Origin of the sequence: Microbacterium cremeum (genome assembly GCF_015277855.1) — a bacterium.
GTDB lineage: Bacteria > Actinomycetota > Actinomycetes > Actinomycetales > Microbacteriaceae > Microbacterium > Microbacterium cremeum.
Window position 1 is genome coordinate 499,976 of sequence record NZ_CP063812.1, and the last position, 26,643, is coordinate 526,618.

Annotated in this window: 21 protein-coding genes; 2 read left to right on the forward strand and 19 right to left on the reverse strand. The window is 71.0% G+C overall.

The genetic code is table 11. The annotated features are described in order from the left end of the window. Both IM778_RS02180 and IM778_RS02185 read right to left on the reverse strand, forming a co-directional pair. Nucleotides 1-1,032 (reverse strand): NAD-dependent epimerase/dehydratase family protein, encoded by a 1,032-nt coding sequence (locus IM778_RS02180; protein WP_194410478.1) that lies wholly within the window; start codon nucleotides 1,030-1,032, stop codon nucleotides 1-3. Beyond that, on the reverse strand, nucleotides 1,029-2,390 hold the full coding sequence (locus tag IM778_RS02185; protein ID WP_194410479.1) for a Gfo/Idh/MocA family protein: 1,362 nt from the start codon (nucleotides 2,388-2,390) through the stop codon (nucleotides 1,029-1,031). The genes IM778_RS02180 and IM778_RS02185 overlap by 4 nt, the downstream gene beginning before the upstream one ends. Nucleotides 2,391-2,536: 146 nt before the next feature. On the opposite strand from IM778_RS02185, the gene IM778_RS02190 reads away from it, so the two are divergent. After that, nucleotides 2,537-2,848 carry an NIPSNAP family protein gene (locus IM778_RS02190; RefSeq protein WP_194410480.1) on the forward strand — a complete coding sequence of 104 codons (312 nt, stop codon included), beginning with the start codon at nucleotides 2,537-2,539 and terminating at the stop codon, nucleotides 2,846-2,848. Between the two features lie 12 nt (nucleotides 2,849-2,860). Here IM778_RS02190 and IM778_RS02195 read toward each other — a convergent pair whose 3' ends face one another. The 7 genes from IM778_RS02195 to IM778_RS02225 form a co-directional block, all read right to left on the reverse strand. Then, the gene (locus IM778_RS02195) at nucleotides 2,861-3,871 is read right to left on the reverse strand and encodes a LacI family DNA-binding transcriptional regulator (protein ID WP_194410481.1); all 1,011 of its coding nucleotides are present in this window, start codon (nucleotides 3,869-3,871) and stop codon (nucleotides 2,861-2,863) included. 243 nt (nucleotides 3,872-4,114) lie between these two features. Beyond that, complete coding sequence (locus IM778_RS02200; protein WP_194410482.1) at nucleotides 4,115-5,149, reverse strand: LacI family DNA-binding transcriptional regulator; 1,035 nt, start codon at nucleotides 5,147-5,149, stop codon at nucleotides 4,115-4,117. A 131-nt stretch (nucleotides 5,150-5,280) separates the two neighbouring features. Next, nucleotides 5,281-6,210 carry a carbohydrate ABC transporter permease gene (locus IM778_RS02205; RefSeq protein WP_194410483.1) on the reverse strand — a complete coding sequence of 310 codons (930 nt, stop codon included), beginning with the start codon at nucleotides 6,208-6,210 and terminating at the stop codon, nucleotides 5,281-5,283. Next, nucleotides 6,200-7,078, reverse strand: coding sequence for a carbohydrate ABC transporter permease (locus IM778_RS02210; RefSeq protein ID WP_228484699.1), 879 nt, complete (start codon nucleotides 7,076-7,078; stop codon nucleotides 6,200-6,202). The genes IM778_RS02205 and IM778_RS02210 overlap by 11 nt, the downstream gene beginning before the upstream one ends. 93 nt (nucleotides 7,079-7,171) lie before the next feature. Beyond that, entirely contained in the window at nucleotides 7,172-8,455 is a 1,284-nt protein-coding gene (locus IM778_RS02215; protein ID WP_194410485.1) for an ABC transporter substrate-binding protein, read from the reverse strand. Between the two features lie 10 nt (nucleotides 8,456-8,465). Next, entirely contained in the window at nucleotides 8,466-10,070 is a 1,605-nt protein-coding gene (locus tag IM778_RS02220) for an FAD-dependent oxidoreductase (RefSeq protein WP_194410486.1), read from the reverse strand. Then, complete coding sequence (locus IM778_RS02225) at nucleotides 10,067-11,143, reverse strand: LacI family DNA-binding transcriptional regulator (RefSeq protein WP_194410487.1); 1,077 nt, start codon at nucleotides 11,141-11,143, stop codon at nucleotides 10,067-10,069. Before IM778_RS02225 ends, IM778_RS02220 begins: the two co-directional genes overlap by 4 nt. Nucleotides 11,144-11,358: 215 nt before the next feature. Between IM778_RS02225 and IM778_RS02230 the strand changes: the two genes are divergently transcribed. After that, nucleotides 11,359-13,662: a beta-xylosidase family glycoside hydrolase gene (locus tag IM778_RS02230; protein WP_194410488.1), complete on the forward strand. Its 2,304-nt coding sequence runs from the start codon at nucleotides 11,359-11,361 to the stop codon at nucleotides 13,660-13,662. A gap of 103 nt (nucleotides 13,663-13,765) precedes the next feature. Here IM778_RS02230 and IM778_RS02235 read toward each other — a convergent pair whose 3' ends face one another. The 10 genes from IM778_RS02235 to IM778_RS02280 all read right to left on the reverse strand — a co-directional run bounded on the left by IM778_RS02235 (nucleotide 13,766) and on the right by IM778_RS02280 (nucleotide 26,444). Continuing rightward, on the reverse strand, nucleotides 13,766-14,662 hold the full coding sequence (locus tag IM778_RS02235; protein ID WP_194410489.1) for a sugar phosphate isomerase/epimerase family protein: 897 nt from the start codon (nucleotides 14,660-14,662) through the stop codon (nucleotides 13,766-13,768). Then, nucleotides 14,659-16,008: a dihydrodipicolinate synthase family protein gene (locus IM778_RS02240; RefSeq protein WP_194410490.1), complete on the reverse strand. Its 1,350-nt coding sequence runs from the start codon at nucleotides 16,006-16,008 to the stop codon at nucleotides 14,659-14,661. Before IM778_RS02240 ends, IM778_RS02235 begins: the two co-directional genes overlap by 4 nt. A gap of 12 nt (nucleotides 16,009-16,020) precedes the next feature. Further along, the gene (locus tag IM778_RS02245; RefSeq protein WP_228484700.1) at nucleotides 16,021-17,238 is read right to left on the reverse strand and encodes a Gfo/Idh/MocA family protein; all 1,218 of its coding nucleotides are present in this window, start codon (nucleotides 17,236-17,238) and stop codon (nucleotides 16,021-16,023) included. A 213-nt stretch (nucleotides 17,239-17,451) separates the two neighbouring features. Further along, nucleotides 17,452-19,809: a beta-galactosidase gene (locus IM778_RS02250; RefSeq protein WP_228484701.1), complete on the reverse strand. Its 2,358-nt coding sequence runs from the start codon at nucleotides 19,807-19,809 to the stop codon at nucleotides 17,452-17,454. Between the two features lie 36 nt (nucleotides 19,810-19,845). Beyond that, nucleotides 19,846-20,505, reverse strand: coding sequence for a hypothetical protein (locus IM778_RS02255; RefSeq protein WP_228484702.1), 660 nt, complete (start codon nucleotides 20,503-20,505; stop codon nucleotides 19,846-19,848). 3 nt (nucleotides 20,506-20,508) lie between these two features. Next, entirely contained in the window at nucleotides 20,509-21,444 is a 936-nt protein-coding gene (locus IM778_RS02260; protein WP_194410491.1) for a carbohydrate ABC transporter permease, read from the reverse strand. Continuing rightward, nucleotides 21,441-22,436 (reverse strand): carbohydrate ABC transporter permease, encoded by a 996-nt coding sequence (locus IM778_RS02265; protein ID WP_194410492.1) that lies wholly within the window; start codon nucleotides 22,434-22,436, stop codon nucleotides 21,441-21,443. The genes IM778_RS02260 and IM778_RS02265 overlap by 4 nt, the downstream gene beginning before the upstream one ends. 75 nt (nucleotides 22,437-22,511) lie before the next feature. Next, complete coding sequence (locus IM778_RS02270; RefSeq protein ID WP_194410493.1) at nucleotides 22,512-23,810, reverse strand: ABC transporter substrate-binding protein; 1,299 nt, start codon at nucleotides 23,808-23,810, stop codon at nucleotides 22,512-22,514. A 430-nt stretch (nucleotides 23,811-24,240) separates the two neighbouring features. Next, entirely contained in the window at nucleotides 24,241-25,332 is a 1,092-nt protein-coding gene (locus IM778_RS02275; RefSeq protein ID WP_194410494.1) for a Gfo/Idh/MocA family protein, read from the reverse strand. Between the two features lie 107 nt (nucleotides 25,333-25,439). Continuing rightward, nucleotides 25,440-26,444 (reverse strand): LacI family DNA-binding transcriptional regulator, encoded by a 1,005-nt coding sequence (locus IM778_RS02280; protein ID WP_194410495.1) that lies wholly within the window; start codon nucleotides 26,442-26,444, stop codon nucleotides 25,440-25,442. Nucleotides 26,445-26,643: the final 199 nt, after the last annotated feature.

Sequence of the window (26,643 nt, forward strand, 5' to 3'; positions counted from 1 at the left end):
TCAGCGCGTCCTTTCGGGTCGGGGGAGGTCCGCACCCGGTCGTCGAGCGCTCTTCGATACGGCTCGTTCCTCGCCACTCAGGACCCGCGAGGAACGAGCGGGCCGAAACGCCTCGGACGCGGTGTCGGGTTCGGGCGCCTCGCCGAGCGCACCGCGCCACGAGTGCGCGGGGCGCCAGCCGAGCAGGCGCCCCGCCTTCGCGTTCGAGAACGCGGGGGCGGTGCCGGTGAGCCCGGCCGCCAGCTCGTCCGAGCCGGGCACGAACTGCGGCAGCAGGCGCGCGAGCGGCTCGCGCGCGAGCGCGTCGTCGGCGCCGACGAAGAACACCTCGGCGTTCGGGATGTCGCCGAGCGCGTCGAGCAGCGTGTCGATGAACGTCGCGACGTCGCGCGCGTCGACGTAGTTGAAAAGCGCCGGCGCCGAGAGGGCCGGGTCGTCGAGACGTTCGAGCACGGTGTGCCCCTGCTGCGTCGGCGCGCCCGCCCACTCCTCGGGCGCGATGACATAGCACGGGCGGAAGGCCGCGAACCGCGTCGCATCGCCGGTCTGGCGGGCGAGCATCGCGATGGTCTGCTCGCCGAGGTGCTTCGACAGCGCGTACGCGTTCCACGGGCGGGGCGGTGTGTCCTCGTCGAGGGGGAATCGGTCCGGGAGCCAGCCGGTCGGCGCGCCGTAGCCGAGCACGGTCGGGCTCGACGCCGTCACGAGCTTCGGGATGCCGGCTTCGATCCCCGCCGACAGGACGTTCAGCGCGAGCGTCGCGTTCGTGCGGAGGATCACGTCTTCGGGCGCGCTGAACGGCACGGCGATCGCCGCCAGGTGCACGAGCGCGTCGGCCCGGGCGGCGGCGATCGCGCGGGACGCGGCATCCGGATCCGTCAGGTCCACCGCGACCTGCTCGACACCGGGTAGCGCGAGGGCGTCGGCCCGCGTGCGGTCGAGCGAGGTCAGCTCATGCCCGGCGGCTGCGAGACCCGCGACGAGGCTGCGGCCGAGCCGGCCCGCGCCGCCGGTGACGACGATGCGGCTCATGAGCGCTCGCCCCGGGCGCCGGCGACGAGAAGACGGATGCCGAGATCGGCGACCTGGACGGGGAGCCCGGTCTCGAGCGAGCGGTTGCCGGCGATGCCGACGGCGATGGAGCGGACGCCGTCGCGCCAGTCCGCGGGACGCGCGAGCGGGTCGTCGCCGGGGCCTTCGAACACGTCGGCGAGCAGCAGCACGTCGCCGCCGCCGTGGCCGTCGCCGCTGCTCTCGATCGGCACCTCGTACGCGGCCTCCCAGTGCCGCTGCACGACGAGCCGCTCTCCCTCGGGCCGCAGCGACGGCGCCGTGCCGGCGTGCACGGCCGACGGGTCGAGCACCGGGTGCAGCCCTTCGCCGGCGAGCACCGCACCCCGTTCGACGACATCGAGCTCGGCGCGGCCGAGCGTGCCGTTGACCGCCACGCGGTACCCCTCCCACGGCGCGTGCGCGTTGAGCGAGTAGCTGAGCGTCGCGCCCGAGGCGTAGTCGACGACGAGCGCGAGGTTGTCTTCGATCGTGATGCCCTCGCCGAACACGTCGCGGTCGCGCACGTAACCGTCGTGCTGCTCGGCGTCGAGGTACAGCGCCTTCAGCCGCTCGTCGTCCCGCAGATCGAGCTCGAACGGGTCGGCGTCCTCCCGAGGCCCCCCGTCGTGCGTGCCGCGTTCGGGTCGGTTCCGGATGCCGCGAGCCGCCGCATTCTCGGCACCGTAGAAGCGCAGGCCGCCCGAGGCGAACACGCGGCGCGGTGCCGAGCGGATCCACCAGTTGACGAGATCGAAGTGGTGGCTCGCCTTGTGGACGAGGAGCCCGCCGGAGTGCTGCTTCTCACGGTGCCAGCGACGGAAGTAGTCCGCGCCGTGCTTGGTGTCGAGCACCCACGTGAAGTCGACCGAGGTCACGTCGCCGATCGTGCCGTCCTGGATGACCCGGCGCAGCGCCGAGTTGCGGGGCGAGTAGCGGTAGTTGAAGGTGATGACGACCTCGCGGCCGGTGCGTTCGATGGCGTCCTCGATGGCCGCGGCCGACGGTCCGTCGATCGTGAGCGGCTTCTCGACGACGACGTCGGCTCCGGCATCCGTCGCCCGCACGATGAGCGGCGCGTGCAGGTCGTCGCGCGCGCAGATGATCACGCGGTCGATGCGCTCGCCGCGGATCGTCGCCTCGAGATCGTCGGGGCCGTAGACGGCGGGCGCGGGGTGGCCGGCCGCCACGACGCGGTCGACGTAGTACTGCGCGCGCACCGGGTTCGGCTCGCAGATGGCGACGAGCACCGCGTCGCCGGCGTAGCGGCCCGTGATCGCGTCGACGTACATCTGGGCGCGGTGACCCGCCCCGACGAGGGCGTACCGGCGGTGGGTCATCTCACTCCTTCAGGAAACGTTTTCTCAGGCTACCACGACCCCTCCGGTGCGGCGCGGACTGCCACGTGTGGACGCCATCCGGCCAATGACTCGACGGATGCCTCGGATCGCGGCATCCGTCGTCTCGCGCTCGGCAGACTCGGGGGATGCCCCAGGTCACCGTCCACCTCCGCTACGAGATCGACCCCGACAAGCTCGAGGAGTTCACCCACTACGGGCGTGAGTGGATCCGCCTCGTCGACAAGCTCGGCGGCACGCACCACGGCTACTTCCTGCCGAGCGAGGGCGACAGCGACGAGGCGTTCGCGCTCTTCACCTTCCCGTCGCTCGCCGAGTACGAGGCCTACCGCACGGCGTCGTTCTCCGACCCGGAGTGCGTCGCGATGTTCGACTACGCCCGCGAGACCGGGTGCATCCGCCGCTACGAGCGGCGGTTCCTCGCGCCCGTCCTCAGCTGACGCGCCTCGCTCTCACGCCGCGGGGCCTGTCGAGCCTCGGACCGTCAGTTCGGGCAGGAGGGTGAGCGGATGCCCCGGCTCGGCGCCCTCGAGCAGCCCGCGCATGCGCGACCACGCCTGGGCTCCGAGCTCGGCGGCCGGGACGGCGGCCGTCGTCAGCGGCGGCGTCGTGTACTGCGCGAACGGGATGTCGTCGAACCCGGCGATCGAGAGGTCGTCCGGGATGCGGCATCCGCTCGCCTGCACGGCGCTCAGCAGGCCCATCGCGACGAGGTCGTTGAAGGCGAGCGCCGCCGTCGCGCCGGATGCGAGCACGGCCGGGGCCGCAGCCGCGCCGGCCTCGAAGTCGACGCCGCACGGGATCTCGGTCACGTCGGTCTCGGGGTGCCCGGCACGGAACTGCTCGATCGCCTCGAGGCGGGCCGCATTCGCCACGCTGCCCGGCGCGCCGGCGAGGAACACGACACGGCGGTGACCCAGGGCGTGCAGATGCTCGAGCTCGGCCGCGAGCGCGGTGCGGTAGTCGGCGCGCACCGACGGCACGTCGCCCGACGAGCGGTTGATGAGCACGACGGGTCGCAGCCCGCCGACGAGACGGTCGAGCTCGTCCTGCGGCAGGCGCGGCGCGCACAGGATGACGCCGTCGGTGCGACGGCGGGTCGCGGTCGCGAGGACGCGCTCCTCGTCGACGGACTCGGCGGAGTCCGCGACGAGCACGTGGTAGTCGTCGGCTGCGGCGGCGCGACTGAGGCCGCGCAGGATCGCCTGGAAGGTCGGATTGCCGAGATCGGGCACGACGACCGCGACCGTCTGGGTGCGACCGAGCACGAGGCTGCGCGCGACGGGGCTGGCGGTGTAGTCGAGGGCGGCCGCGGCATCCTGCACCTTCGCCGCCAGTGCCGGATCCACCGTGGGGTTGCCGTTCAGGGCGCGCGACACCGTCGAGAGCGAGACGCCGGCGCGTGCGGCGACGTCCGCGATCGTGACGCGCGCCGAACCGTCCAGGCGCGGCGGTCGAGGCATCCGTGACTCCTTCCGGTCGCCTCAGCCTAACCGGGAGGAAGCGCTTCCTCGCCGTGCGGGGACAGCGGTGGACGCGGCCGCGCGCGCGGACGCGGTTTGCCGGATCCGGAAATCGGAGTTCGCGCCCGTTTCCGGAGCGCCGCGCCGCCGCAGACCCGGAAAACGGCCGCGACTCCGGTTTCCGGATCCGAAATTCGCGCGGCCGACCCTGGCCGACCCCGGCCGACCCTGCCCGCGCTCGCGTCAGCCGCGCGGCGGGGTGGACCCTCGCACGACGACCTCGAGCTTCAGCGGCGGCGCCGCAGAGTCCCACTCCGGGTCGGTCGCGGCGTGCAGCGCGCGGTAGCCGAGATCCTCGAGGGGCACTCGCACCGTCGTGAGGCCGGGACGGATGTCGCGACCCGTGGCGATGTCGTCGAACCCGGCGACCGCGACATCGGCGCCGACCTGGCGTCCGGCATCCCGTACGGCCGACATGGCCCCGATCGCGACGACGTCGCTGATGCCGAAGATCAGCGTGCCGGGCGCGACGTCGCCCGCGAGCAGCTCCCGCGCCGCGTCGTAGCCGGCGTCGCGCGTGAACCCGGCGCGACGCACCTCGCGCACCACTCCGCCCCCGCCCGCGAAGCCCTCCGTGAACCCGGCGAGGCGGTCATCCGACGTACGGATTCCCTGGGATGCCGCGAGCACGACCGCGTCGCGGTACCCGAGCGCGGCGAGCTCGGCGCCGAGGGCCGCAGCGGCCCAGCGGTTGTCGACGGCGACCGAACGAGCCGGCCCGCCCCCGGGCCCGACGACCACGACGCGACCGCCCATCGACGAGAAGGCGTCGAGCTCGCTCTGCAGGCCCACCGCATCGGGACCGTCGACGCGCGACGCCGCGAGGATGAGTCCGCGAGGCCGCTGCCCGCGCAGCGCCCGGACGAGCTTGACCTCTCGCTGCGGGTCGCGCTCGGTGATGGCGATGGTCACGACGAGCCCGGCCTCGTCGGCGCCGCGGGCGACGCCCGAGGCGAGCTGCCCGAAGTAGGGGTCTGCGATGTCGGCGACCAGCAGAGCGACGATGGCGGACGTGCCCCGCGCCGTGGCCTGCGCCGAGAGGTTCGCCGTGTAGCCGAGCCGCTCCGCGGCGGCCTCGACGCGCTCGCGGTAGCTGTCGGCCACCTTGCGCGTCGAGCCGTTCAGGACGCGCGACGCGGTCGCGAGCGAGACGCCCGCCTCGCGGGCGACGTCGTGAAGGGTGGCTGCGCCGCGGGGCGGCGCGGAGATGTCGCTCACAGGGCAGATTCTAGGGCCTGATCTGCGCCGCCCCAGGGAGCACGGCAAGCGATTTCCTCCGCCCGCCCCGACGGACTGCACGGGGCAGGGCAGCCGCGCCGGCGCGCAGAGCAGCCGCGCCGGCGCGGGCGTCAGCCCTTCAGCCCTGTCTGCGCGAGCCCTTCGACGAACTGCTTCTGCGCGAAGACGAACACGATGAGCACGGGAAGCGCGGTCATGGTGGAGGCGGCCATCTGCACGTTCCACATCTCGCCGCCGTACGCGTCGGTGTAGCGCGTCAGCGCCTGCGGCAGCGTGAACAGCTCGGGCGACAGGAGGTAGACGGTCGGCTCGAGGTACAGGTTCCACACGTGGAGGAAGGTGAAGATCGCGACCGCCGCGAGCGCGGTGCGCGACAGCGGGAGGGCGATGCGCCACCAGATCGCCCAGCGCCCGAGCCCGTCCAGACGCGCGGCCTCCTCGAGCTCCACCGGCAGCGTGAGGAAGAACTGCCGCATGATGAAGGTCGCCAGCACGCTCGGGGCGCCGAACGTCGTCACCAGCAGCAGTGGCCAGTGGGTGTTCACCAGGCCCCACGAGTTGAACATCTGGAACAGCGGCACGATCGTGACCTCGCTGGGGATCAGCAGCCCCACGAGGACGACCATGAACAGCAGGTTCTGCCCGGGGAACCGGATGCGCGCGAAGGCGTAGCCGGCCATCGCCGAGATGAGCATGGTGCCGAGGGTCACGAACACGGCGATGTAGACGCTGTTGAAGTACTGCCGCGCGAACGGCTGGATGGTGAACGCGTCGACGTAGGCCTGGAGGGTCGGGTCGGCGGGCCACAACGAGGGCGGGAACGCGAAGATCTCGTTGACGGGCTTCAGCGACGACGTGATCATCCACCACGTCGGGAAGACGAAGGGGATCGCGATGACGCTGAGCGCCCCGTAGAAGATCACCTTCTTCCACGCCGGCGAGAGGCGGCGCGGCGCGCGTGAGGGGTGGTCGGCGATCTCGTCCAGGTTGGGAATGAGGGATGCCGCGGGCTCGGCCGTCGCAGCGACGTCAGTTCTCATAGAAGACCCATCTCTTGCGCAGCTGCCACTGGGCGATGGTCAGCACGAGGACGATCAGGAACAGCAGGAGCGCGAGGGCGGAGCCGTACCCGAAGTGGTGGAAGTCGAACGCCTGCTGGACGAGGTAGTAGACCAGCACCGTGGTGGAGATGCCGGGCCCGCCCTGCGTGAGCACCGCGATCTGCGCGTACACCTGCAGCGAGCCGACGATCGTGATGATGAGGGTGAGCAGGATGGTCGGCGAGATGAGGGGGAGGACGACCCGGCCGAAGATCTGGCGGTCGTTCGCACCGTCGACCCGTGCCGCCTCCTGCAGCTCGCGCGGCACGCCCTGGAGGGCGGCGAGGAACAGCACCATGTTGAGGCCGACGTTCTTGAACACCTGGACGACGATGACGCTGAGCATCGCGGTCGGGCCTTCTCGCAGCCAGTTCGGACCGTCGATGCCGATCATGGCGAGGAGGCCGTTGATGCCGCCGTTGTCTTGCAGCAGGAAGCCCCACACGATCGTCCAGGCGACGAGCGAGACGACGACCGGTGAGAAGAAGATCGTGCGGAAGGCCGTGATGCCGCGCCAGCGCCGGTTGAGCAGCACGGCCAGCACGAGCGCCAGCGTGAGGTTGAAGACGACGAGACCCACCGAGAAGACCGCGGTCGCCGTCAGCACCGAGCCCAGCCGCGGATCGGTGAACAGCTTCTCGACGTTGTCGAGTCCGACGAACGTGAATGTGCCCGCGAGGACGTTCCATTCGTGGAACGAGTAGTAGACGACCAGCACGAGCGGCACGAGCACGAACAGGACGATGCCGGCGAGCTGCGGAGCGATGAAGAGGTACCCGCTGAGCGCGTCGCGGCGTCGGTAGGTCAACCACGGTCGCCTCGCGGCACGGGGGGCACCCCCGGGCCGCGACGTGCGGCCCGGGAGTGCGTCCGTTGTGACGGTCATGTCTTCCTTCGCCGGTTACAGGAGCGGTTCGATCGCCGCGCAGGTACCCTCGAGGACCGCCGGGATGTCGGCACCCGCCACCCACAGGTCGTCGAGCGACGCACGCACCTGCTGGCCGATCTCGGCCGAGTCGGTGTGGCTCGGGCGCACCTCGCCGTTCTCGATGCCCGGCACCACCACGGACTCGATCTGCTCCTCGGTCAGCAGCGGGTTCGCGGCGGCGAGCGTCTCGGCGTTCAGCAGCGACGTTCGCGGCGGCGGGAAGTACGCAGCCAGCTTCTCGGCGTTCTCGGGGTTGGTGAAGAACGCGAGGAACTCGGCAGCCGCCGCGGTGTTCTCGCCCTGGCTCATCACGCCGATGCCGGCCTGGCCGGTGACGGAGTAGTCGCCGACGGGACCCTCGGGAAGCGGGAGCAGATTCCATGCGAAGCCGCCGTCCGCGAGGAGGTTCGCCCGCGAGATCTGCGTGACCGTGAAGGCCGACTCCCCGGCGAAGAAGTCGGCCGTCGTGCCCGGCCCGGGCATCGACTGCGACGTGAAAGCGGCGTCGTGGAGGAACTCGAACGCCTCGACCATCTCCTCGTCGTCGAACGTGCACGTCGAGCCGTCCTCGCTCCACGGCGCGGCGCCCCACCCGTTCCACACGGTGCTGAGGTAGTCCCAGTTCAGGTAGTCGAAGTCGCGGATGACGAAGCCGGCCTTGCCGGTGCTGTCGTTCACCGCGGCGCCGATCCGGCTGACGTCCTCCCACGTCCACGCGCCGTCGGCCTGCAGCTGCGCGGACGTGGGCTGACCCGCGGCGGCGAGCAGGTCGTCGTTGGCGAACACGACGAAGGGCGACGTGCTGAACGGGTAGGCCAGCAGTGCGCCGTCGCTCTCCCACAGCGCGGTCGCGCTCGGGGCGAGGTCGTCGAAGTCGTAGCCCTCGGTGCCCTCGAGCACCTCGTTCAGCGGGAGCAGTGCGCCGCTCGAGACGAAGTCGGGCGCCGAGTTCTCGAGGATCCACGCCAGGTCGGGAGCGTTGCCGCCGGCCACCTGGGTGGTCACCGTCGAGGTGTAGTCGTCGAACGGGAGCGGGTCGAACGTGATGGACGCGATCTCGGGGTGATCGGCCATGTACTCCTCGGCGATCGAGTCGAAGAGCGCGAGATGGTCTTCATTGGACGTCCACACGGTCATGCGCAGATCGATGTCCTCCGCGGGCTCGGCCTCGGGGGCCGGTCCGCCCGCGCAGGCGGTGGCGACGAACGCTGTCGCCGCGAGCAGGGCGGCGGCGGTCAGCGGCTTTGCTGATCTCATCGGGTTTCTCCTAGTAGCCGGTGACGTCGGGCCAGTGCAGCTCGACGCCGTTGATGGTGAGCAGGGACTGGAACTCCTGCAGGAGCGCAGGAGTGTTCCGCACCGCGCGGGGGGTGGTCGTGCGGTGCAGGCTGAAGGCGGCGAGCGACCCGGCGGCCTCGCCGATGTTCCACTCCACGGGGTGCAGGCGGAACGCGCCGTTGGTGATGTGCGTCGTGCCGGCGTTCTTGCCCGCCGGCAGGAGGTTCTCGAGCCGGCGGGGGATGAGGATGCCGAGCGGGACCTCGAATGGAGCGCTCGCGACATCCAGGTAGTTGTCGCCGCCCGTGGACGGGTGCAGGTCGATCCGGTACATCCCGACGCCGACGGACTCGGTCGTGGTGAACGGGCGGCCGTGCCCGCGCAGGGCGATCGACAGATCGTGCTCGGTGACGCGGGTCTCGGTGAGCAGGCGGCGCGACTCCCGGATGTAGGGGGCCATCGCCAGGCCGTCGGGGCCGTCGGTGACGTCGCCGCGCAGCCGGAGTCCGGGGAACCCGGTGCCGCCGTCCGGGCGCGGGGCCTCCGTCTGCAGCCAGTACAGCATCGACAGCGATTGCTGCCGCGCCTGCTGCTTGTGATGCTCCGCCTCTTCGGGTGTGACGTCGACGAGCGTGCCGCCCAGGTAGTCGATCATCGGCCAGTTGACGAGCACGAGGTCGCTGGGGAAGGCGCCGGGGGTGAAGTTGTCGCGCGCGAGGATGCGGCGGAATGTCCAGAGCTCGCGGTCTCCGGGGTCCTTGCCCTGGTCGGCGACGGCCGACGGCCGGGGCCCGTGCGGCGTGAACGTGCGGGTGAGACTGGCAAGGGTGCGCGGGTCGGGCCCGGTGAGCGAGAGCATCGGCGCACCCCAGTACGGCGGCTGCTGGCGGCGCCACGTGTCGTAGTCGGCGGGCCGGTCGATGGTGTGGTCGCCGTCGACGTGGTCGACGACGAAGCACCAGCTGAACGCCTGCTGGTTCGCGGGCTGCGCCTGCTCGGGCGCGCTCGGCTCGCCCGTGTCGGAGCGTCCCTCGAATCCGGTGGCGTACTCGGCTCCGGCGAGCGGCAGCAGGTCGCCGAGCTCGGTCGCGTCGATGACGTAGTCGGCCGCGACCACCACGTCGGTGCCGTCGGTCAGGTGGTGCAGCGTCACCGCGCGGACGTGGTCGCCGTCGACGTCGACGGCGGTGGGCACGGCGGGCTGGATGAGGGTGAGGGCGCCGCTGGCCAGGTGGGGAGCCAGCATCGCCGAAATGACCGCGACGCCCGCGCGAGGCTCCGCGCACAGCCGGCTGACCATGCCGTTGCCCGGGTTGAGGGTGGGATCGGCCAGTGCCGCGGCGGTCAGCGGGTACCACCGGCGGTAGTGATCGCGGATGCCCTCGCGCAGGCGCCGGTACCGTGCGGTGGCGCCGAACTGCTCGATCCAGCTGTGCTCGTCCATGGGGACGGCCTGACTGGTGAGCTGTCCGCCCAGCCAGCGGTACTCCTCGCTCAACACCACGCGGCGACCCGCTTCGAGGGCGGCGAGCGCGGCGGCCACGCCGCCGAGGCCGCCTCCCACGACGAGGATGTCGGTGCGCAGTTCGGTCATCGGGTGTTCTCCTGGGTGGTGCGGGGGCGGGCGAGGGTGGCGCCGTCGTGGACGGCGCAGTCGAGGGTGAGGCGAAGGTCGGCCGGCGGCACCTCGGCCGCGGGGTCGAGGATCCGCGAGAGCAGCGCCAGCGCCTCCGAGCCCAGCTGAGTGCGGGGCGGGCTCAAGCGTGTGAAGTCCGGATCGCTGTCGGTGGACCGGGACGGGTCGGCGAGGGCGACGACCGACAGATCGCCGGGGATCGAGACGCCGGCGCGAGCCATGTGCGGCAGCATCCCGATGGCGTACGTCGGGTTCTCGACGAAGAGCACGGTCGCGCCGGAGTCGCGCACGCGTTCCCAGTCGCCCGCGGGAGCGTCGCCGTCGCTCGCGATGAAGGCGGTCACCGCGTCGGCGTCGACCCCGCGGCGCGCGAGCTCCTCGCGGAAGCCGCGCTGACGGTCGAGCACGGACTCGCCGGTGCTGTCGGGATGCACGTACGCGAAGCGGCGGTGGCCGAGATCCCACGCCCGCGCGACGAGCGCGGCGGTGCCGGTGACGTAGTCGGCCGCGACGTACGGGACGCCGGTCGCCTCGCGGCGGCCGATGGCGACGAAGGGGAACCCGCTCTCGACCAGTCGCTCGAGCTCGCCGGTGTCCATCTCGCGCCCGAGCAGGAGGCATCCGTCGGCCAGGCGCAGCCGGTTGTTCTCGTGGAAGAGCCGGCGTCGCGTGCCTTCGACCGGGGCGCTCGTGAACAGCAGCAGGTCGCACCCCAGCCCTTCGGCCTCGGACTCGATGCCGGTGAGGAGGGCGGCGTAGAAGTCGAGGCTCGCGCTCGGGAACGCCGGCTCGTAGGTGAAGACGCCGATGATCTTGTTGCCGACGCCGGCCAGCCGCCGAGCGGCCGGGTCGGGCACGTACGTCGTGCTGTTGATGACGTCGAGCACGCGCTTGCGCGTCTCTTCGGGAATGCGGCTGGACGCGTCCGCCTTGCCGTTCAAGACGAGCGAGACGGTCGCCTGGCTCACGCCGGCGAGCTCGGCGATGCGGCGCTGGGTGATCCGGCCCTGCGTGCTCGGGGGTGTCGTCATCGGTCTTCCTCTGGTGAGACGGCGTCGTCGCCGTGCGCCCTGCCGGTTCGGTCGAGATCGTGGTTGCCTCTAGCCGAACTCTGGTTATGCGCATTAGCATAGCGGTTCGTGGCTGGTAATGCGCATTAGCAGATGCCGCCCGAGTATACGCACAGACCGCGCAGGTGTGTCAAACGATCATCGGAAGCCGCGGAATCCCATCAAAGGAGATACGGATGAGAACCACAGCGAGACGGCGCACACGCGCCATCGCCTCGCTCGGGACGGCGCTGGCCGTGCTGGTCGCGGGGGTGCTGATCGCGCCCTCCGCGCACGCGGCGCCGATCGCGGCCGCGGCAGCCCCGGCCCCCGAGGGCTGGCCCGAGTTCGGCTACCAGGGCGTCATCACCGACAAGTCGAAGATGATCTACAACCCCACGAACGAGTACATCTTCCCGAGCGTCTTCCACGCCGGCGCCCATCTCGACGATCCGCTCGGCGAGTGGTACCTGTACACGGCGCCGCACGACTCACCGGCGGGAATCGTCCTGATGTACTCCGACAGCCTCGAGGGGCCGTGGATCGAGTACGAGGCGAACCCGATCATCGCGAGCGCCTGGCCGCCGCACTACAACGTCAGCCACACCTCGAGCCCGGACGCGATCTGGAACGACGAGGCCGGGAAGATGTTCATGTACTTCCACGGCGAGAACTCGGTCACCCGCTACGCGACCTCCGATGACGGCATCCACTTCGAGTACGGCGCCATCGTCGTCTCGAACGCGATGGGCGGCCCGAACGTCACCGAGACCAGCTACGCGCGCGTCTTCCGGCACCCCGACGCCGAGTCGGGCTTCGCCTACGGCATGTTCTACATGGGCAACGAGCGCGACAACATCCGCCGCATCCGCCTCGCGGAGTCGGTCGACGGGATCACCTGGACGGTCGACCCCGCCTACGTCGTCGTACCGGGCCCCGAGGAGGGGCAGAACGTCTCGGCCGCCGACCTGTGGGAATGGAACGGCCAGTTGTACGTGATCTATCACGCCTCCAGCGGCAAGAGCTATGCCCGCACCATCGACGAGACCCTGCGTGAGGTGGGAACCGAGCCGATCGTGCTCCATCAGTCGAGCGGCCTGGGTGCCGACGTCGGCCGCGTCGCGGCGCCGGAGATCGTGACGCACGAGGGCGAGACGTACCTTTTCTACGAGTCGGGCGACCGCCTCGGTGCGACGATCGCCTGGGCCAAGGAGGGCGCGGATCCGGTCGTGGAAGTGCCCGGCGGATTCCCCGTCGACCCCGAGAACCCGGTTTTCGACACGTGCGCGGCGCAGGGCTCCGACGAGTTCGACGGCGCGCTGGGCGACGTCTGGGATCGCGTCGTCCGGGAGGGAGCCGCGCGGCACACGGTCGCCGACGGCAAGCTCATCGTGCCCACCTACACCGGCGGAGTCGCCGCGGCCCCGCTGCTGCAGCAGGAGCTTCCCGAGGGAGCGTGGCAGCTCACGGCACCCGTCGAGATCGACCCGACCCAGACGTTCCAGCAGGCCGGTCTGCTGCTCTACGCGACCGACACGCACTACGCCAAGTTCGACCTCGGACGCGCGACGCCCGGTCGCACCGTCGAGCTCGTATACCACCGCAACGGCTCGAACCGCCAGGACTCGTCGCCGCCCGCCGTCGCCGGAACGACCAAGCTCTGGCTGCGGCTGACCAGCGACGGGACCCAGATCACGGCATCCGTCTCGTACGACGGCGCGACCTTCACGGGCTTCGGGCGTCCGATCCAGGTGGCGGACGCGGGCTTCACGCACGTCGGCCCGTACGCGTTCCGCGGCTCGACCGCCGCGGCCGAGATCACCGGCAGCTTCGACTGGTTCCGCTGGTCGCCCACGACCGAGGAGTACGAGGAGTGCCTCGCCGGCTCGCAGGAGCAACCGCTCCCGCCCGACGCCGAGACGGCCGTGCCGGGGGCGGGCGTGCTCTCGTCGACGAGCGGATGGGCCTATGGCCTGCACGACGGCGCCTTCGAGCTTCGCTGGAACATGTGGTGGGGAGCCAACGCCGCACGGCTGAAGGTCTACGAGAACGGCCTGCTGATCCACACCGCGGATCTGGCTGCCGCCGGGCCGAAGGCCCAGGTGGTGACGGTGCCGGTCGCGGGGCGCGTCAACGGCGACTACGTGTACACGGCCGAGGCGGTCAATTCACAGGGCGTGAGCAGTCCCGCTCCGCTCACCGTGACGGTGACGGATGCCGCACCCGGCGTGCCGCGACTGTCGACGTCCAACCGTGACGGCGACGGCGACTACGCGATCGCCGCGAACCTTTGGTGGGGCACCAATGCGACCTCGTGGCGGCTCTTCGAGGACGACGTCGAGATCGCGTCGGGCGACCTGGCTGCGGCCACGCCCGACGCCCAGCGCGTCGAGGTCCCGCTCGAGGGCCGCGCGCGGGGCGAGCATCGCTATGTGATCGAGTTCGAGAACGCGGCCGGCTCGACGCGCAGCGCCGTGCTGAGCGTGCTCGTGAAGACCTGACCGAGGCGGGTGCGGGATGCCGCCGACCGGCGTATCCCGCACCCGCGTGGTCGACTCGTGACCGCGCGGGGCGTGCACCGCCACCCGCGCCGTGCGGGCCGGATCAGCCCGCCACGCGCGCTCGCAGGTGAGGAGAGACGGATGCCGCGAACCCGGCGGCCGTCCGCTGCACCGCGACGAGCGGGTCGGTCGCCCAGATCTCCTCGTTGAAGATCTCGACCTCGATGTCGCGGTCGTAGCCGGTGGCCTCGACGGCGGCGGTGAGGGACGCGAAGTCGATGACGCCGTCGCCGGGGTAGTGGCGGCTCAGGAGCACGTCGGCGGCCAGCGGGGTCTTCCAGTCGCACACCTGATACGTCGCGATGCGCCCCTCGCGGCCGGCCCGTTCGATCGAGGCGAGCACATCGGGGTCCCACCAGATGTGGAACGTGTCGACGGTCACGCCCACCACGGCGGGGTCGAAGTCCGCGGCGAGGTCGAGCGCCTGCCCGAGCGTCGAGACCACGCAGCGGTCGGAGGCGTACATCGGGTGCAGCGGCTCGATGGCGAGCGTGACACCCGCGGCCGCGGCATCCGGTGCCAGCTCGCCGATCGCGTCCCGCACGCGCTCGCGCGCGCCGACCAGGTCGCGGGAGCCCTCGGGGAGCCCCCCGGCCACGAGGACGAGGATCGCGGTCGAGTCGTCGGCGCCCGCGGCCGCAAGCGTGGCCGCCTCCTCGATCGCGACGCGGTTGTCGTCGATCGAGGCGCGTCGCGCGGGGCCCTCGGACATCGTGAAGAAGCCGGAGCGGCACAGGGTCGTGAAGCGCAGCCCCGAGTCGGCGAGCATCGACGCCGCGGTCGCGAGCCCCACCTCCTGCACGGGCTCGCGCCACAGCCCGATCGCCGGCACGCCGGCATCGGAGGTCACGCGCAGCGCTGTCGCGAGGTCGGCGTGCTTGATCGTCGCCTGGTTGATCGACAGGCGAGGGTCGACGCCGCCGTTGAGCGAGAGGCTCATGCGATCACCCCGGGAACGTCGATGCCGTTGTGGCGGAGCATGCCGTGCCAGCGGATCATCGCGAGCTCGGGGCGCTCCAGCGCGAGCGAGGAGTTCGCGAGCTCGACGATGCGTGAGAGATGGGGGAGGCTGCGCGCGGAGTGCAGACCGCTCACCATCTGGAACGCGTCCTGGTGGCCGTTGAGCCACGACAGGAACGCGACACCGGTCTTGTAGTAGAAGGTCGGCGCCGCGAACACGTGGCGGCTGAGCTCCTCGGTGGGGCCGAGGATCTCGACGTAGCGCGCCGGGTCGCCGGCATCCAGCGCCTGGATGGCGGCCGAGGCGACCGGGGTGATCGCGGCGAACGCGCCGAGCAGGGCGTCGGAGTAGCCCTTGCTCGTCGATCCGGGCCGTTTCGTCTCGGTCGCTTCGCTCCCTCGCTCAACGACCGATCCCTCGGACGGTTCGCTCCCTCGCTCAACGACCGACCCCTCGGACGGTTCGCTCCCTCGCTCAACGACCGACCCCTCGGTCGTTGAGCGAGCGAAGCGAGACGAAACGCCGTGGATGGAATCCCCGCCGATGAGGCCGACGTAGTTGAAGTCGTCGCCGGTGAACATGCGCACGCCCTCCGGGAGGCGCTCGCGCACCGACACCTCGGACGCGGCATTCAGCAGGCTCATCTTGACGCCCGCGACCTTGCCGGCGTTCTCTTCGATGATCTGCAGCAGCACCGCCGACGCCTCGCGCCAGTCCGGGCTGCCGAAGTAGCCCTCGAGCACCGGGTCGAACGCGGTGCCCAGCCAGTGCAGCACGACGGGCGTCGTCGCGGCCGACAGCACGTCGCGGAAGACGCGCCGGTAGTCCTCGGCCGACCCGGCGACGCGCGCGAGGTGGCGCGAGGCCATCAGCACGGGGCCCGCGCCCTGCTCCTCGGTGAAGTGCAGTTGCTCCTTGTAGGCGGCGATCACCTCGTCGATCGAGATGACCTCGGCCTCGACGTGGTCGGTGTTGACGCCGACGACGACCGAGCCGCCCTCTTCGCGCGCGACTTGCGCGCTGCGCGCGATCAGCTCGCGGGTGGCCGCGGCGTCCAGGCCCATGTTGCGCTGCGCGGTGTCCATGGCGTCGGCGACGCCGAGCCCCCACGAGTACACCGCGCGGCGGAAGTCGAGCGTCGCGTCCCAGTCCACCTCGGCGGGACGTCCGGGGGTGTTGTCGGCCCAGGTCTTGGGCACCACATGCGCGGCGGCGTACGCCACGCGGCTGCGGAGCGGACCGGTGGGCTTGCGGTGACCCGGCGCGTCGTTGAGCTCGACCGTCGACGCGGCGCCGAGGGGCGAGAGGAGCGTGAGCTGCGGCATCCGTCGATCCCGTCAGTCCAGCGACAGGGTCGGCAGCTCGACCTTGCGGCCTTCGCGGCTCGACTGCAGGCCGGCCTCGGCGAGCAGCACGCCGCGCGCACCCGAGAGGAGGTCGAACTCGTACTCGGTGCCCAGCACGTAGGAAGCGAGGAACTCCTCCCACTGCTGGCGGAAGCCGTTCTGGAACACGTCGTTCGTGGGCACCTCGGCCCAGTCGGCGTCGTAGTCGTGGTCGTCGGCGAGGTCGGGGTTCCACACCGGCTTGGGAGTGGCGTTGCGGTGCTGGATCTTCGCGCCGAACAGGCCCACGATGGCCGAGCCGTGCGTGCCGTCGACGTGGAACTCGACGAGCTCGTCGCGGTTCACGCGCACTGTCCATGACGAGTTGATCTGCGCGATGATCGGGCCGTGCTCGGGGTCGCCCTCGAGCTCGAAGATGCCGTACGCGGCGTCTTCGGCGGTCGCGGTGTAGTGCTCGCCCTGCTCGTCCCAGCGGTCCGCGATGTGTACGGCCGCCTGTGCGTAGACCGTCTGGACGTCGCCGAACAGGTTCTCGAGCACGTAGTTCCAGTGCGGGAACATGTCGACGATGATGCCGCCGCCGTCCTCGGCGCGGTAGTTCCAGCTGGGGCGCTGCGCGGGCTGCCAGTCGCCCTCGAACACCCAGTAGCCGAACTCGCCGCGCACCGACAGGATGCGGCCGAAGAAGCCGGAGTCGATCAGCCGCTTGAGCTTCTGCAGGCCCGGCAGGTAGAGCTTGTCGTGCACGACGCCGGTCTTGACGCCGGCCTCCTTCGCGAGCTTCGCCAGCTCGAGCGCCTCGGCGACGGTCTCGGCCGTGGGCTTCTCGGTGTAGATGGTCTTGCCGGCGGCGATCGCCTTGCGCAGGGCCGACGCGCGCGCCTTCGTCACGAGGAAGTCGGCGTAGATCTCCCAGCGCGGGTCGGCGAGAGCGGCGTCGAGGTCGGTGGTGTAGTCCTCGATGCCGTGCCTGGCGGCGAGCTCGGCGAGCTTCGCCTCGCTGCGGCCGACCAGCAGCGGCTTGACGGTGACCTTGCTGCCGTCGGGCAGGTCGATGCCGCCCTGGTCGCGGATCGCGAGGATCGAGCGGACGAGGTGCTGGCGGTACCCCATGCGGCCCGAGACGCCGTTCATGATGATGCCGATCTCGCGCACGGGCGAGAGGGCGGATGCCGCGGCCGAGGCCGGAGCGAGTGTCGTATCGGTCACGGGGTCCTGCTTTCTGCTCTGACGAAGTCTGGTACCGCACCTGTCCCCGGCGGTCGGGGATCGCGATGGGTAAACGCTTTCCAACAGTGTGCCACGGGCCCTCGCCCCACGCAACCGCCCCGCCCCCTCTGCTCCGCAGTCACAATCTGTCGCTCCCCGGCCGCTCCGCCCGCAAGTCCTGACTGCGGAGCGGAGAACGTCCGTGCTCCGCAGTCAGGTTCTGCGGGTGCGGAGCGCGTTCGCTACGAAAAGTGACTGCGGAGCGGTCGACGACGGGCGCGGAGGCGGAGGGAGAGGGACGCGCGGCGGGGGTCGAGGCGTCGACGGGGGCGGGGTGTGCGGCGGCGGGAGGGGGCGCGGCGGCGGGCGGGTGTGCGGCGGCGGGCGGGTGTGCGGCGGCGGGCGGGGGCGCGGCGGCGGGCGGGGGCGCGGCGGCGGGGCGCGCGGGGCGGGGGCGAGGACGAAGGCGACGCCCTGGGGAGCGAGGACCACGCGGTCGACGACAGCGCCGGACTCGGCATCCGTTCCCGACATCGAGACCTCGACGGTCTCATCGCCGTGGTTGATCAGCGTCACGAGGTCGCCGCGACGCGCGGCCTCGACCCCGGCGGGCAGGTCCGCCACGACGGGGCGGACGCCGGATGCCTCGACCACGGCCGCGACGACGGCCTCGAGCCCGCCGGCCTCCAGCCCGCCGGCGTCGAGCCCGACGGCGTCGAGCCCGCCGGCGTCGAGCCCGACGGCGTCGAGCCTGCCGGCCTCGAGCCCGCCGGCCGAAGGGCCGTGGCTCGTGGGTTGCGTCGCGACGTACCAGGCCTCACCGGCGCCGTGCCGGTGGCGCGTGAGCGCGGGCGACCCGGCCGCGAGGCCCTCGTCGAACACCGCCACGACCTCGGCGCCGGTCGCATGCACGCGCTCGGCGACGAGTCGCCCGCGGTGCACGGCATCCCCCATGCGGAAGGCGACCGTCTCGCCGGCGCCGTCGACGGCACCCGCGTCGCGTGCCTGCGTCGCGCCGACACCGGTTCCGCCCGTGCTCACCCCGCTGAGCGCGCCGAAGTCCTCGAACCGCACGCCCAGCACCGGCCCCAGCTGCGTGAGGAACCCGCCGTCGCGGAACTGGTCGTGCCCGTCGACGATGTCGGTGGAGGGACCGGTGAGGAGCGTCCCGCCGCCGGCGACGAACCGCTCGAGCGCGGCCGCGCCCTCCTCGCGCAGCAGGTACAGCAGGGGCGCGACGACGAGGTCGTACCCGCGGTCGACCTCCTCGGGGCCCACGATGTCGACCTGGATGCCGCGGGCATGGAACCCGCCGTACCACTCGAGCACGAGCGCGAGGTAGTCGACCTCGGTGGGGTGGTCGCGCTCCTCGACGGCCCACCAGCTCTCCCAGTCGAACACCAGGGCCACCTGGGCGTCGTGTCCGGGCGCGGGGAGCTCGGGCAGCGCCGCCAGGCGCGCGCCGAGCTCGGTGACCGCGTCCCACACGCGCGTCTCGGTGCCCGCGTGCGGGAGCATCGCGGAGTGGAACTTCTCGCTCCCCGCGCGGGACTGCCGCCACTGGAAGAACATGATGCCGTCGGCCCCGCGCGCGATCGACTGCGCGGTCTCGGCCATCAGCGCGCCGGGGCGCTTGCCCGGGTTCGACGGACGCCAGTTGACGGCATCCGTCGCCTGCTCCCACAGCAGCCACGGAACGCCGGGCTTGAGCGAGCGGACCAGGTCGCGCTGGAAGGCGGCGTCGCGAACGCGGTTCGGGTTGGCCGGGTCGGGGTAGCAGTCGTCGGCGATGACGTCCATGAACGGCGCCCACCGGCGGTAGTCCGCGGGCTTGAACGGCCCCATGAAGTTCGTCGTGATCGGCTGGGTGGCGCCGGCCTCGAGCAGGATCTCGCGCTCCATGAGGTAGCACTCGAGCAGCATGTCGGACGTGAACCGGCGGTAGTCGAGCATCGACGACGGGTTGTGGCTGTAGGGCGCGAGCCGCGGCGGGAAGATCTCGTCGAACGACCCGTAGCGCTGCGACCAGAAGCTCGTGCCCCACGCGTCGTTGAGCGCGGCGATCGTCGTGTACCTGTCGCGCAGCCAGACGCGGTAGGCGTCGCGCGCGGCATCCGAGAAGTCCATCGGCAGGTGGCACCCGAACTCGTTGCCGACGTGCCACATCACCACGGCCGGATGCTGCGCGTAACGCTCGGCGAGGCGGCGCACGAGCTCGCCCGCGAGGCGCCGGTACGTCGGCGATGACGGTGCGAAATGCTGGCGGCTGCCCGGCCAGTACTTCGCGCCCGACTCGTCGGCCGGCAGCGTCTCGGGGTAGCGTGCGCTCACCCACGGCGGCGGCGAGGCGGTCGCCGTGGCGAGGTTCACCCGGATGCCGCCCGCGTGCAGCGTGCCGATGACAGTGTCGAGCCACTCGAAGTCCCACACGTTCTCGGCGGGCTGGATGCGCGACCACGCGAAGATGCCGAGGCTCACGATGTTGACCCCGGCCTCTCGCATGAGGCGGACGTCCTCGTCCCACACCTCTTCCGGCCACTGGTCGGGGTTGTAGTCGGCGCCGTACAGCACGTCGAGCAGCTCCTGTTCTGGTGGTCGGGCGGCGGGTCAGCGCCGACCGCGGCGGGCGGGGACGGCGACGACCGCGAAGGCGGCGCAGCCGAGCCCGGCGATGATCAGGGGGATCAGCATCCAGGTCACGACACCGGCCAGTACCGCCGCCGCGGCGAGGTACACCGCACCGATCGGGTCGCCGGCGACGGCCGACGGGATGCCGCGGACCGCCGTGCGCCAGCCGCGCTCGGGTGTCCACGAGCCCGCCGCCACGAGCAGCGCGACCGCACAGGCGACCAGGCCGGTCCAGCCGACGACCGCGACCGCGGGGCCGCCCGGCAACGCGCCGGAGCCGGCGAGGTCGATGTCGAGCACGAGCACCAGTGCGAGGACGGCACCCACCATGCCCACGACGAGCCCGCCCGGCAGCGCCCGGCGGTAGTCCTGCCAGAACGTCCGGGCGTGCGAGGCCTCCGCGTTCACATAGCGACGCAGATGACGGATGCCGGCGGCCAGGGCCGCGGGCAGCGTGATGACCGCGAGGCTGCCGGCGGCGACGAGCACGCCGGTCAGCAGCACCTCGCCGAACAGGGCGAACGCTCCCGTGGCGCCGGGGAATCGGGCCGGCGCGCGCTCGGCGAGCGTGGGCCCGCTTCCGGACGCGTCGGCGCGACGCGCGGCCCGGAGTTCACGGCGATCCATGGTCTGCGGCATCCGTCAGCCCTTCAATCCCTGGGTGGCGACACCGTCGACGAGGAATCGCTGGAACACCAGGAAGAACAGGAGCACCGGCACGAGCGCGATGAACGAGGCGGTGACCGTGGCGCCGTAGTCGGCGCCGCCGGAGGACGCGTCGTTGTAGAGGCGGAGCGCGATGGGGAGGGGGTAGTTCTCGGGGCTGGTGAGGTAGAGGAGGGGACCGAGGAAGTCGTTCCAGGCCCAGATGAACGCGAAGATCGAGCACGTGATGAGCGCCGGCTTGATCAGCGGCAGGATGATCGACCAGAACACGCGGAGGTGGCCCGCGCCGTCGATGCGAGCGGCTTCGTCCATGTCGCGGGGCATCTGGCGGATGAACTGGACCAGCAGGAACACGAAGAAGGCCTCGGTGGCGAGGAACTTCGGCAGCAGCAGCGGCCAGAACGTGTCGACGAGGTCGAGGTTGTTGAAGATGATGTACTGCGGGATGATCACGACGTGGAACGGCAGCAGCAGCGTGCCGATCATCGCGGCGAAGAAGATGCCGAGGCCCTTGAACTGGATGCGGGCGAACGCGTACGCGGCGAGCGATGACGAGAGCACCACGCCCACCACGGAGCCGACGGCGAGGAGGAGCGAGTTCAGGTAGAACCTCCACATCGGCACTCCGGCGATCCCCTCCATCACCTTGACGTAGTTGTCGAACGAGGGATTCTGCGGGATGAGGCTCTGGTTCTGTCCGAACTCGGCGTTGGGCTTGAAGGTGGAGAAGAACAGCCACACCAGCGGGTAGAGCACCACCGCGGCGAGGGCGAGCAGCACCACGAACCAGATCACGGTCTGCCAGGTGCGGCGCTTGATCCTGCGGCGCGGCTCGCGGGCACGGGTGTCGGGGTCGACCTGGTTCTCGGTGATCAGGAGGGCGTTCTCGCCGAACGAGGATGTGGTGCTCATCGGTTGTCTCCGGCGTAGTGGACCCAGCTCCGCTGGGTGCGGAACAGGATCACGGCGATGATCGCGACCACGACCAGCAGCACCCAGGCGATCGCCGCGGCGTAGCCCATCTGGCCGTCGGCGAAGCCGCGCTTGTAGAGATAGAGGGTGATGAAGTTCGTCATCCCGGCGGGTCCGCCGGTGCCGTTGCTGATGATGTAGGCCGACGCGAACACCTGGAACGCGCCGATCAGGCCCAGCAGCAGGTTGAAGAAGATCACGGGGCTGAGCATCGGGAGGGTGACGGCGCGGAACCGGTGCCAGGGGCCGGCGCCGTCCATCTCGGCCGCCTCGTACAGCTCTTTCGGGATCTGCTTGAGGCCCGCGAGGAAGATGACCATGGTGGCACCGAACTGCCACACGGCGAGGAGGATCATCATCGGCAGCACGAGCGACGGGTTGCCGATCCAGCCGCCGATGTCGATGCCGAAGAAGGTGAGCGTGCTGTCGACCGGTCCGTCGCCGGCGAACATCGCGCGCCACACGATCGCGACGCTGACCGAGCCGCCGATGAGCGACGGGGCGTAGAACGCGGAGCGGAAGAACCCGGCGCCGCGGTCGCGGTAGTTCAGCAGCATCGCGACGCCGAGCGCCGCGGCGAGGGTGATCGGCGTGCCGACCAGCACATAGATCAGCGTGATCTGCGCGGACTGCATGAACGCCGGGTCGGTGGTGAACATGCGGACGTAGTTGTCCAGCCCGATCCACTTCGGCGGCGAGAAGATGTTGTAGCTGGTGAACGAGAGGTACAGCGAGTACACCATCGGCACCAGGGTGAGGCCGAAGAACCCGACCAGCCACGGGATCAGGAACCCGTACCCGGCGACCGTCTCGCGGCGCTGCCGGGACCGCTGCCCGGGCCGGTCCAGGTGCTCCGGGCGGCGCTTGCGCGACAACGGCCGGCGCGACGACTTGTCGCCGGTCACGATGACTCTGGTCGCAGTGGTGCTCACGGGGTTCTCCGATACGGGGGGATCGAGTGGTGTTCCGGGCCCGGGTGCGCCGAGCGCACCCGGACCCGGAAGGACTCACTGGTTCAGCACGACGTCCATCTCGGCGAAGAACTGCGAGACAGCGTCCTCGACCGTGATGGTCCCGAAGTTGAGCTCCGTGCCGAGCTGGCGGAACTTCTCCTCGAGGCTGCCGTAGCCGATGATCGGCACCGGCGGCGCGTCGCCGAGACGGTCGGCGATCGACGCCTCGTAGTCGGCGATCTGCTGGCTCAGCGGGTCGAGCTCGGCGGCCGCGAGGGCGGTCTCGGAGGCCGGGATGCCGCGGTTGGTGCCGAAGATCTCACCGGACTGCGGCGAGTTGATGAGGAAGTTCACCAGCGTCGCCGCGGCCTCCGGGTGATCGGTGTTCGCCGAGATCGCGTGGAGCATCGAGGGCTTCAGGTACAGGTCCTTGGCGCCCTCCTCGGTGATCGGAGGAGCGACGAGCCCGAGCTCGGTGTAGCCCTCGCCGAGGTTGCCGAGGTAGCCCGAGCCGAAGTTGTCCCACGTCAGCTCGCTCGCGGCGAGCGCCGTGTCGAACGGGCTCAGCGGCGCGACCTCCTCGACCCGCTGCTGCGGGACGCCGATGCCGTCGCGGACGGTCTGGCCAGACTCCCAGAACTCCGCGAGGCGTTCCTCGTCGAAGCCGGGCTCGCCGTCGTCGCTGAACAGCGACGAGCCCTCGGCGCGCAGCTGCAGCTCGAAGTTCTGGATGCGACCGGTGTAGTCGCTGCCACCCCAGAAGGCGCCGCCGGAGGCGTCGGTGACCTCGCCCATCCAGTCGGCGTAGTCCTCCCACGTGCCGCCGGGGAACTCCTCGACGCCTGCCTGCTCGAGCAGCACCGGGTTGGTGTACATGCCCCAGGCGTTCGTCGACGTCGGGATCGCGTAGGTCGTGTCGTTGACGACGCCGATGTCGAGGATGTTCTGCGGCAGCGGCTCCGACTCGATGATGTCTCCGATGTACGGATCGAGGTCGAGCAGCAGGCCGTTCTCGGAGTACTGGCGCAGGTACGAGTAGTCGAACTGCATGACGTCGGGGAGGTTGCCGCCGGCAGCCTCCGTCTGACGCTTCTCCCAGAACTCCGGGAAGTTGAGGAACGTGGAGTTCACCGTGATGTTCGGGTACTCCTCGTTGAACGCGGCGATGACCTCGTTGTAGAGGCCGGCGCGCACGTCGTTGCCCCAGAACGCGAGGTCGAGCGTGACCTCTTCGTCGGGGTTGAACGTCGCTTCGGCATCGGGGGTGTCGCCTCCGCCGGCGCAGCCGGCCAGAACCAGGGCGGCGCCCGCCGCGATCGCGGCGACGGCGGTGGCCCGCTTCTTGCTGAACATCCTTGTCCTCTCTGTGAACGTCTGCGTTCTCATGGCCGCAAGACGTTCGTCGTCTGTGTGGGCTGGTGTCAGGCGCGTTCTCGGTGCACTGCTTGGAAAGCGCTTGCCCGCTACGGTACCTGAGCGAAAAACGTTTCGCAAGAGTGTTCCACCGGCGGATTCAAACGATTCAGTAACGGGCGACCGTCTGGACGTGGACGGGAACTGTGCCCGGTTACAGTCCCGGCCCGCTCTGGGCTTCGTCAAGCCTGCCCGTGCTGCGGCATCCGTCCCCTGCCTGGCCCGGACGCGCCTCCCCGCGTTCAACAGGTCAACCGCGCCTCCACAGGAGATTGGAACGATCCAACCTCCCGCACAGGTGCGGTTGACCTGTGCGAGCCGGGCTCTACAGGACTCCGGCGGCGGGCGGCCGCGACGGCGGCGCCCGTCGTCAGGGCGCGGGGCGCACGTCGACCACGGCGCTGGCGAAGCTGCGGCGGTGCGTCGGGTGCGCGGCCAGGTCGGCGGGCGTCACCACCGCGCCGTCCTCGGCGGCCGATGCGTAGATCGCCGCGACGAGCTCGAACGACCGCGCCGGGTCGGTGCCGACGGCAGGCAGCGGCGAGCCCGAGCGCAGCGCGTCGAAGACATCGCGCAGCAGTACGTCGTGACCGCTCGGCTCCTCGGTGTCGGGCAGACGCCACGCGTCGGCCTCGGCTTCGAATCCCGGGGCGGGAGTGATCCGCCAATGCTCGTGGCCGTGTCCGTAGAGGTGGTCGACAGTGATGGTCGCGCGCTGCGTGTCGATGCGGATCGCGCTCGTCTCGCGCGGCGACACCGCGCTGGTGACCACCGAGGCGATCGCGCCGTTGGCGAACGTCACGGTCGCGGTCGAGGCATCCTCGGTCTGCGTCTCGCGGTCGAGCCGCCACAGCCGCGCCTGCACGCTCTGCCAGTCGCCGAGCAGGAAGGCGAGCAGGTCGATCTGGTGGATCGCGTGACCGAGCGTCGGTCCGCCGCCCTCGGTCTCCCACCTGCCGCGCCACGGCACCGCGAAGTATGCGGCGTCGCGGAACCACAGCGTCTGGCACTGCGCGATGAGCGTGCGGCCGAACGCACCCTGCTCGAGCAGGCGCTTGACGTGCGCCGCAGCCGTGCCGGTGCGCTGCTGGAACACCACGACGAGCTCGCGGCCGGCGTCGGCCGCGGCTGCGCGCATGTCGTCGAGTTCTTCCAGGCTCGGTGCCGGCGGCTTCTCGACGATGACGTGCGCTCCCGCGCGGGACGCGGCGACGGACTGGTCGCGGTGCGCGACCGGCGGCGTGCAGACGTGCACCACGTCGGGGTGCGCGGACGCGAGCAGCGCGGGGAGGTCGTCGTACACCTCGGGCACGCCGAACTCCGCGGCGAACGACGTCGCGGACTCGCGCGACAGGTCGGTGACCGCGACGAGCTCCGCGTGCGGATACGCCGCGATGGCGGTGGCGTGCGCGCGGGCGATGGCGCCGGTGCCCACGATCGCGCAGCGCAGTGTCTCGGTCATCGTGCTCCTTCGCGGTGTGCGGACGCGAACCCTCGGCCCGCGGCATCGGTCAGCTTATGCCGTCGAGTAGGAAAGCGCTATCCGATCCGTCTCGCCCTCCGCGGAGGTCACGCCGTCGAGGCGCGGACGATGAGCTCGGGCCGGTACACGACGTTCGTGAACTCGGGCCCCGCCGTCCCGCCGATGCGGGCCAGCAGCATCTCGGCGGCGGTGCGGCCCATCTCGCGCGCCGGCTGGCGCACCGAGGTCAGCGGCACGGCCGCGATCGCGGCGAACTCGATGTCGTCGTAGCCCACGATCGCGATGTCGTCGGGCACGCCGACGCCTCGCGAGACCAGGCCGTGCACGAGTCCGATGGCGAGGTGGTCGTTCGACACGACGAGTCCGTCGGGGCGCTCGGCCGGCTCGCGGAGCGCGAGCTGCTCGCCGAAGCTCGCGCCGAGCGCCGACGTCGTCCGTTCGGTCCAGATCAGCTCGAGACTCGCGCCCGGGTGCGCGGCGACGGCCCGCCGGGCTCCCTCCAGGCGCTCGCTGACCTGCCGCACGTCTCGTCGGGCGCCGACGAATGCGAGCCGGCGGCGGCCCTGCTCGAGAAGATGCTCGGCTGCGAGCCGCCCGCCTGCCACGTCGTCGAACGACACCGAGGCCAGCTCGCCGCTCTCGTCGACGGCGTCGACCAGCACGACGGGGATGCCGCGGCCGCGCAGACGCTGAAGCCACGGTTCGAGGGGGCCGAAGGGGCTCACCAGCGCACCTTCGACCTGCACCCGCTCGAACAGCTCGAGGTGATCGCGCTCCTTCGCGATGTCGTCGCTGGAGTTGCCGACGAGCACCCGAAGGCCCGACGCCGACGCCGCGTCCTCGGCCCCTGCGACCATGTCGGCGAAGAACGGGTTGGCGATGTTGATGACCGTCATGCCGAGCAGTCCGCTTCGTCCGGCGCGCAGCTGCTGCGCGGCCTGGAGCGGCACGTAGCCGAGCTCATCGGCGGCGGAGCGCACGCGTTCGACGAGTCGTTCGCTCACCATGTGAGGCCGGTTGAGCGCGTTCGACACCGTGCTGATCGACACGCCGGCGTGCTGTGCGACATCGCGGATGCCGACTCGCTTCATGGCGGCCTCGTCTCTGACGGCTCGGGGGCGCCGCCCCCGTCGCAGGCACCCGGTCCGATCATGGTAGGCGTTTTCCTCACCGGTGACCCGCTCGCGAGAAACGTTTCTCGTCATCCCTTGCCGTCGCCGCCATTGCCGTGCAAAACTGCTCGCCGTCGAACGGAATGCGTTTTCCCGAGCGACGACCCGCGAAACGACC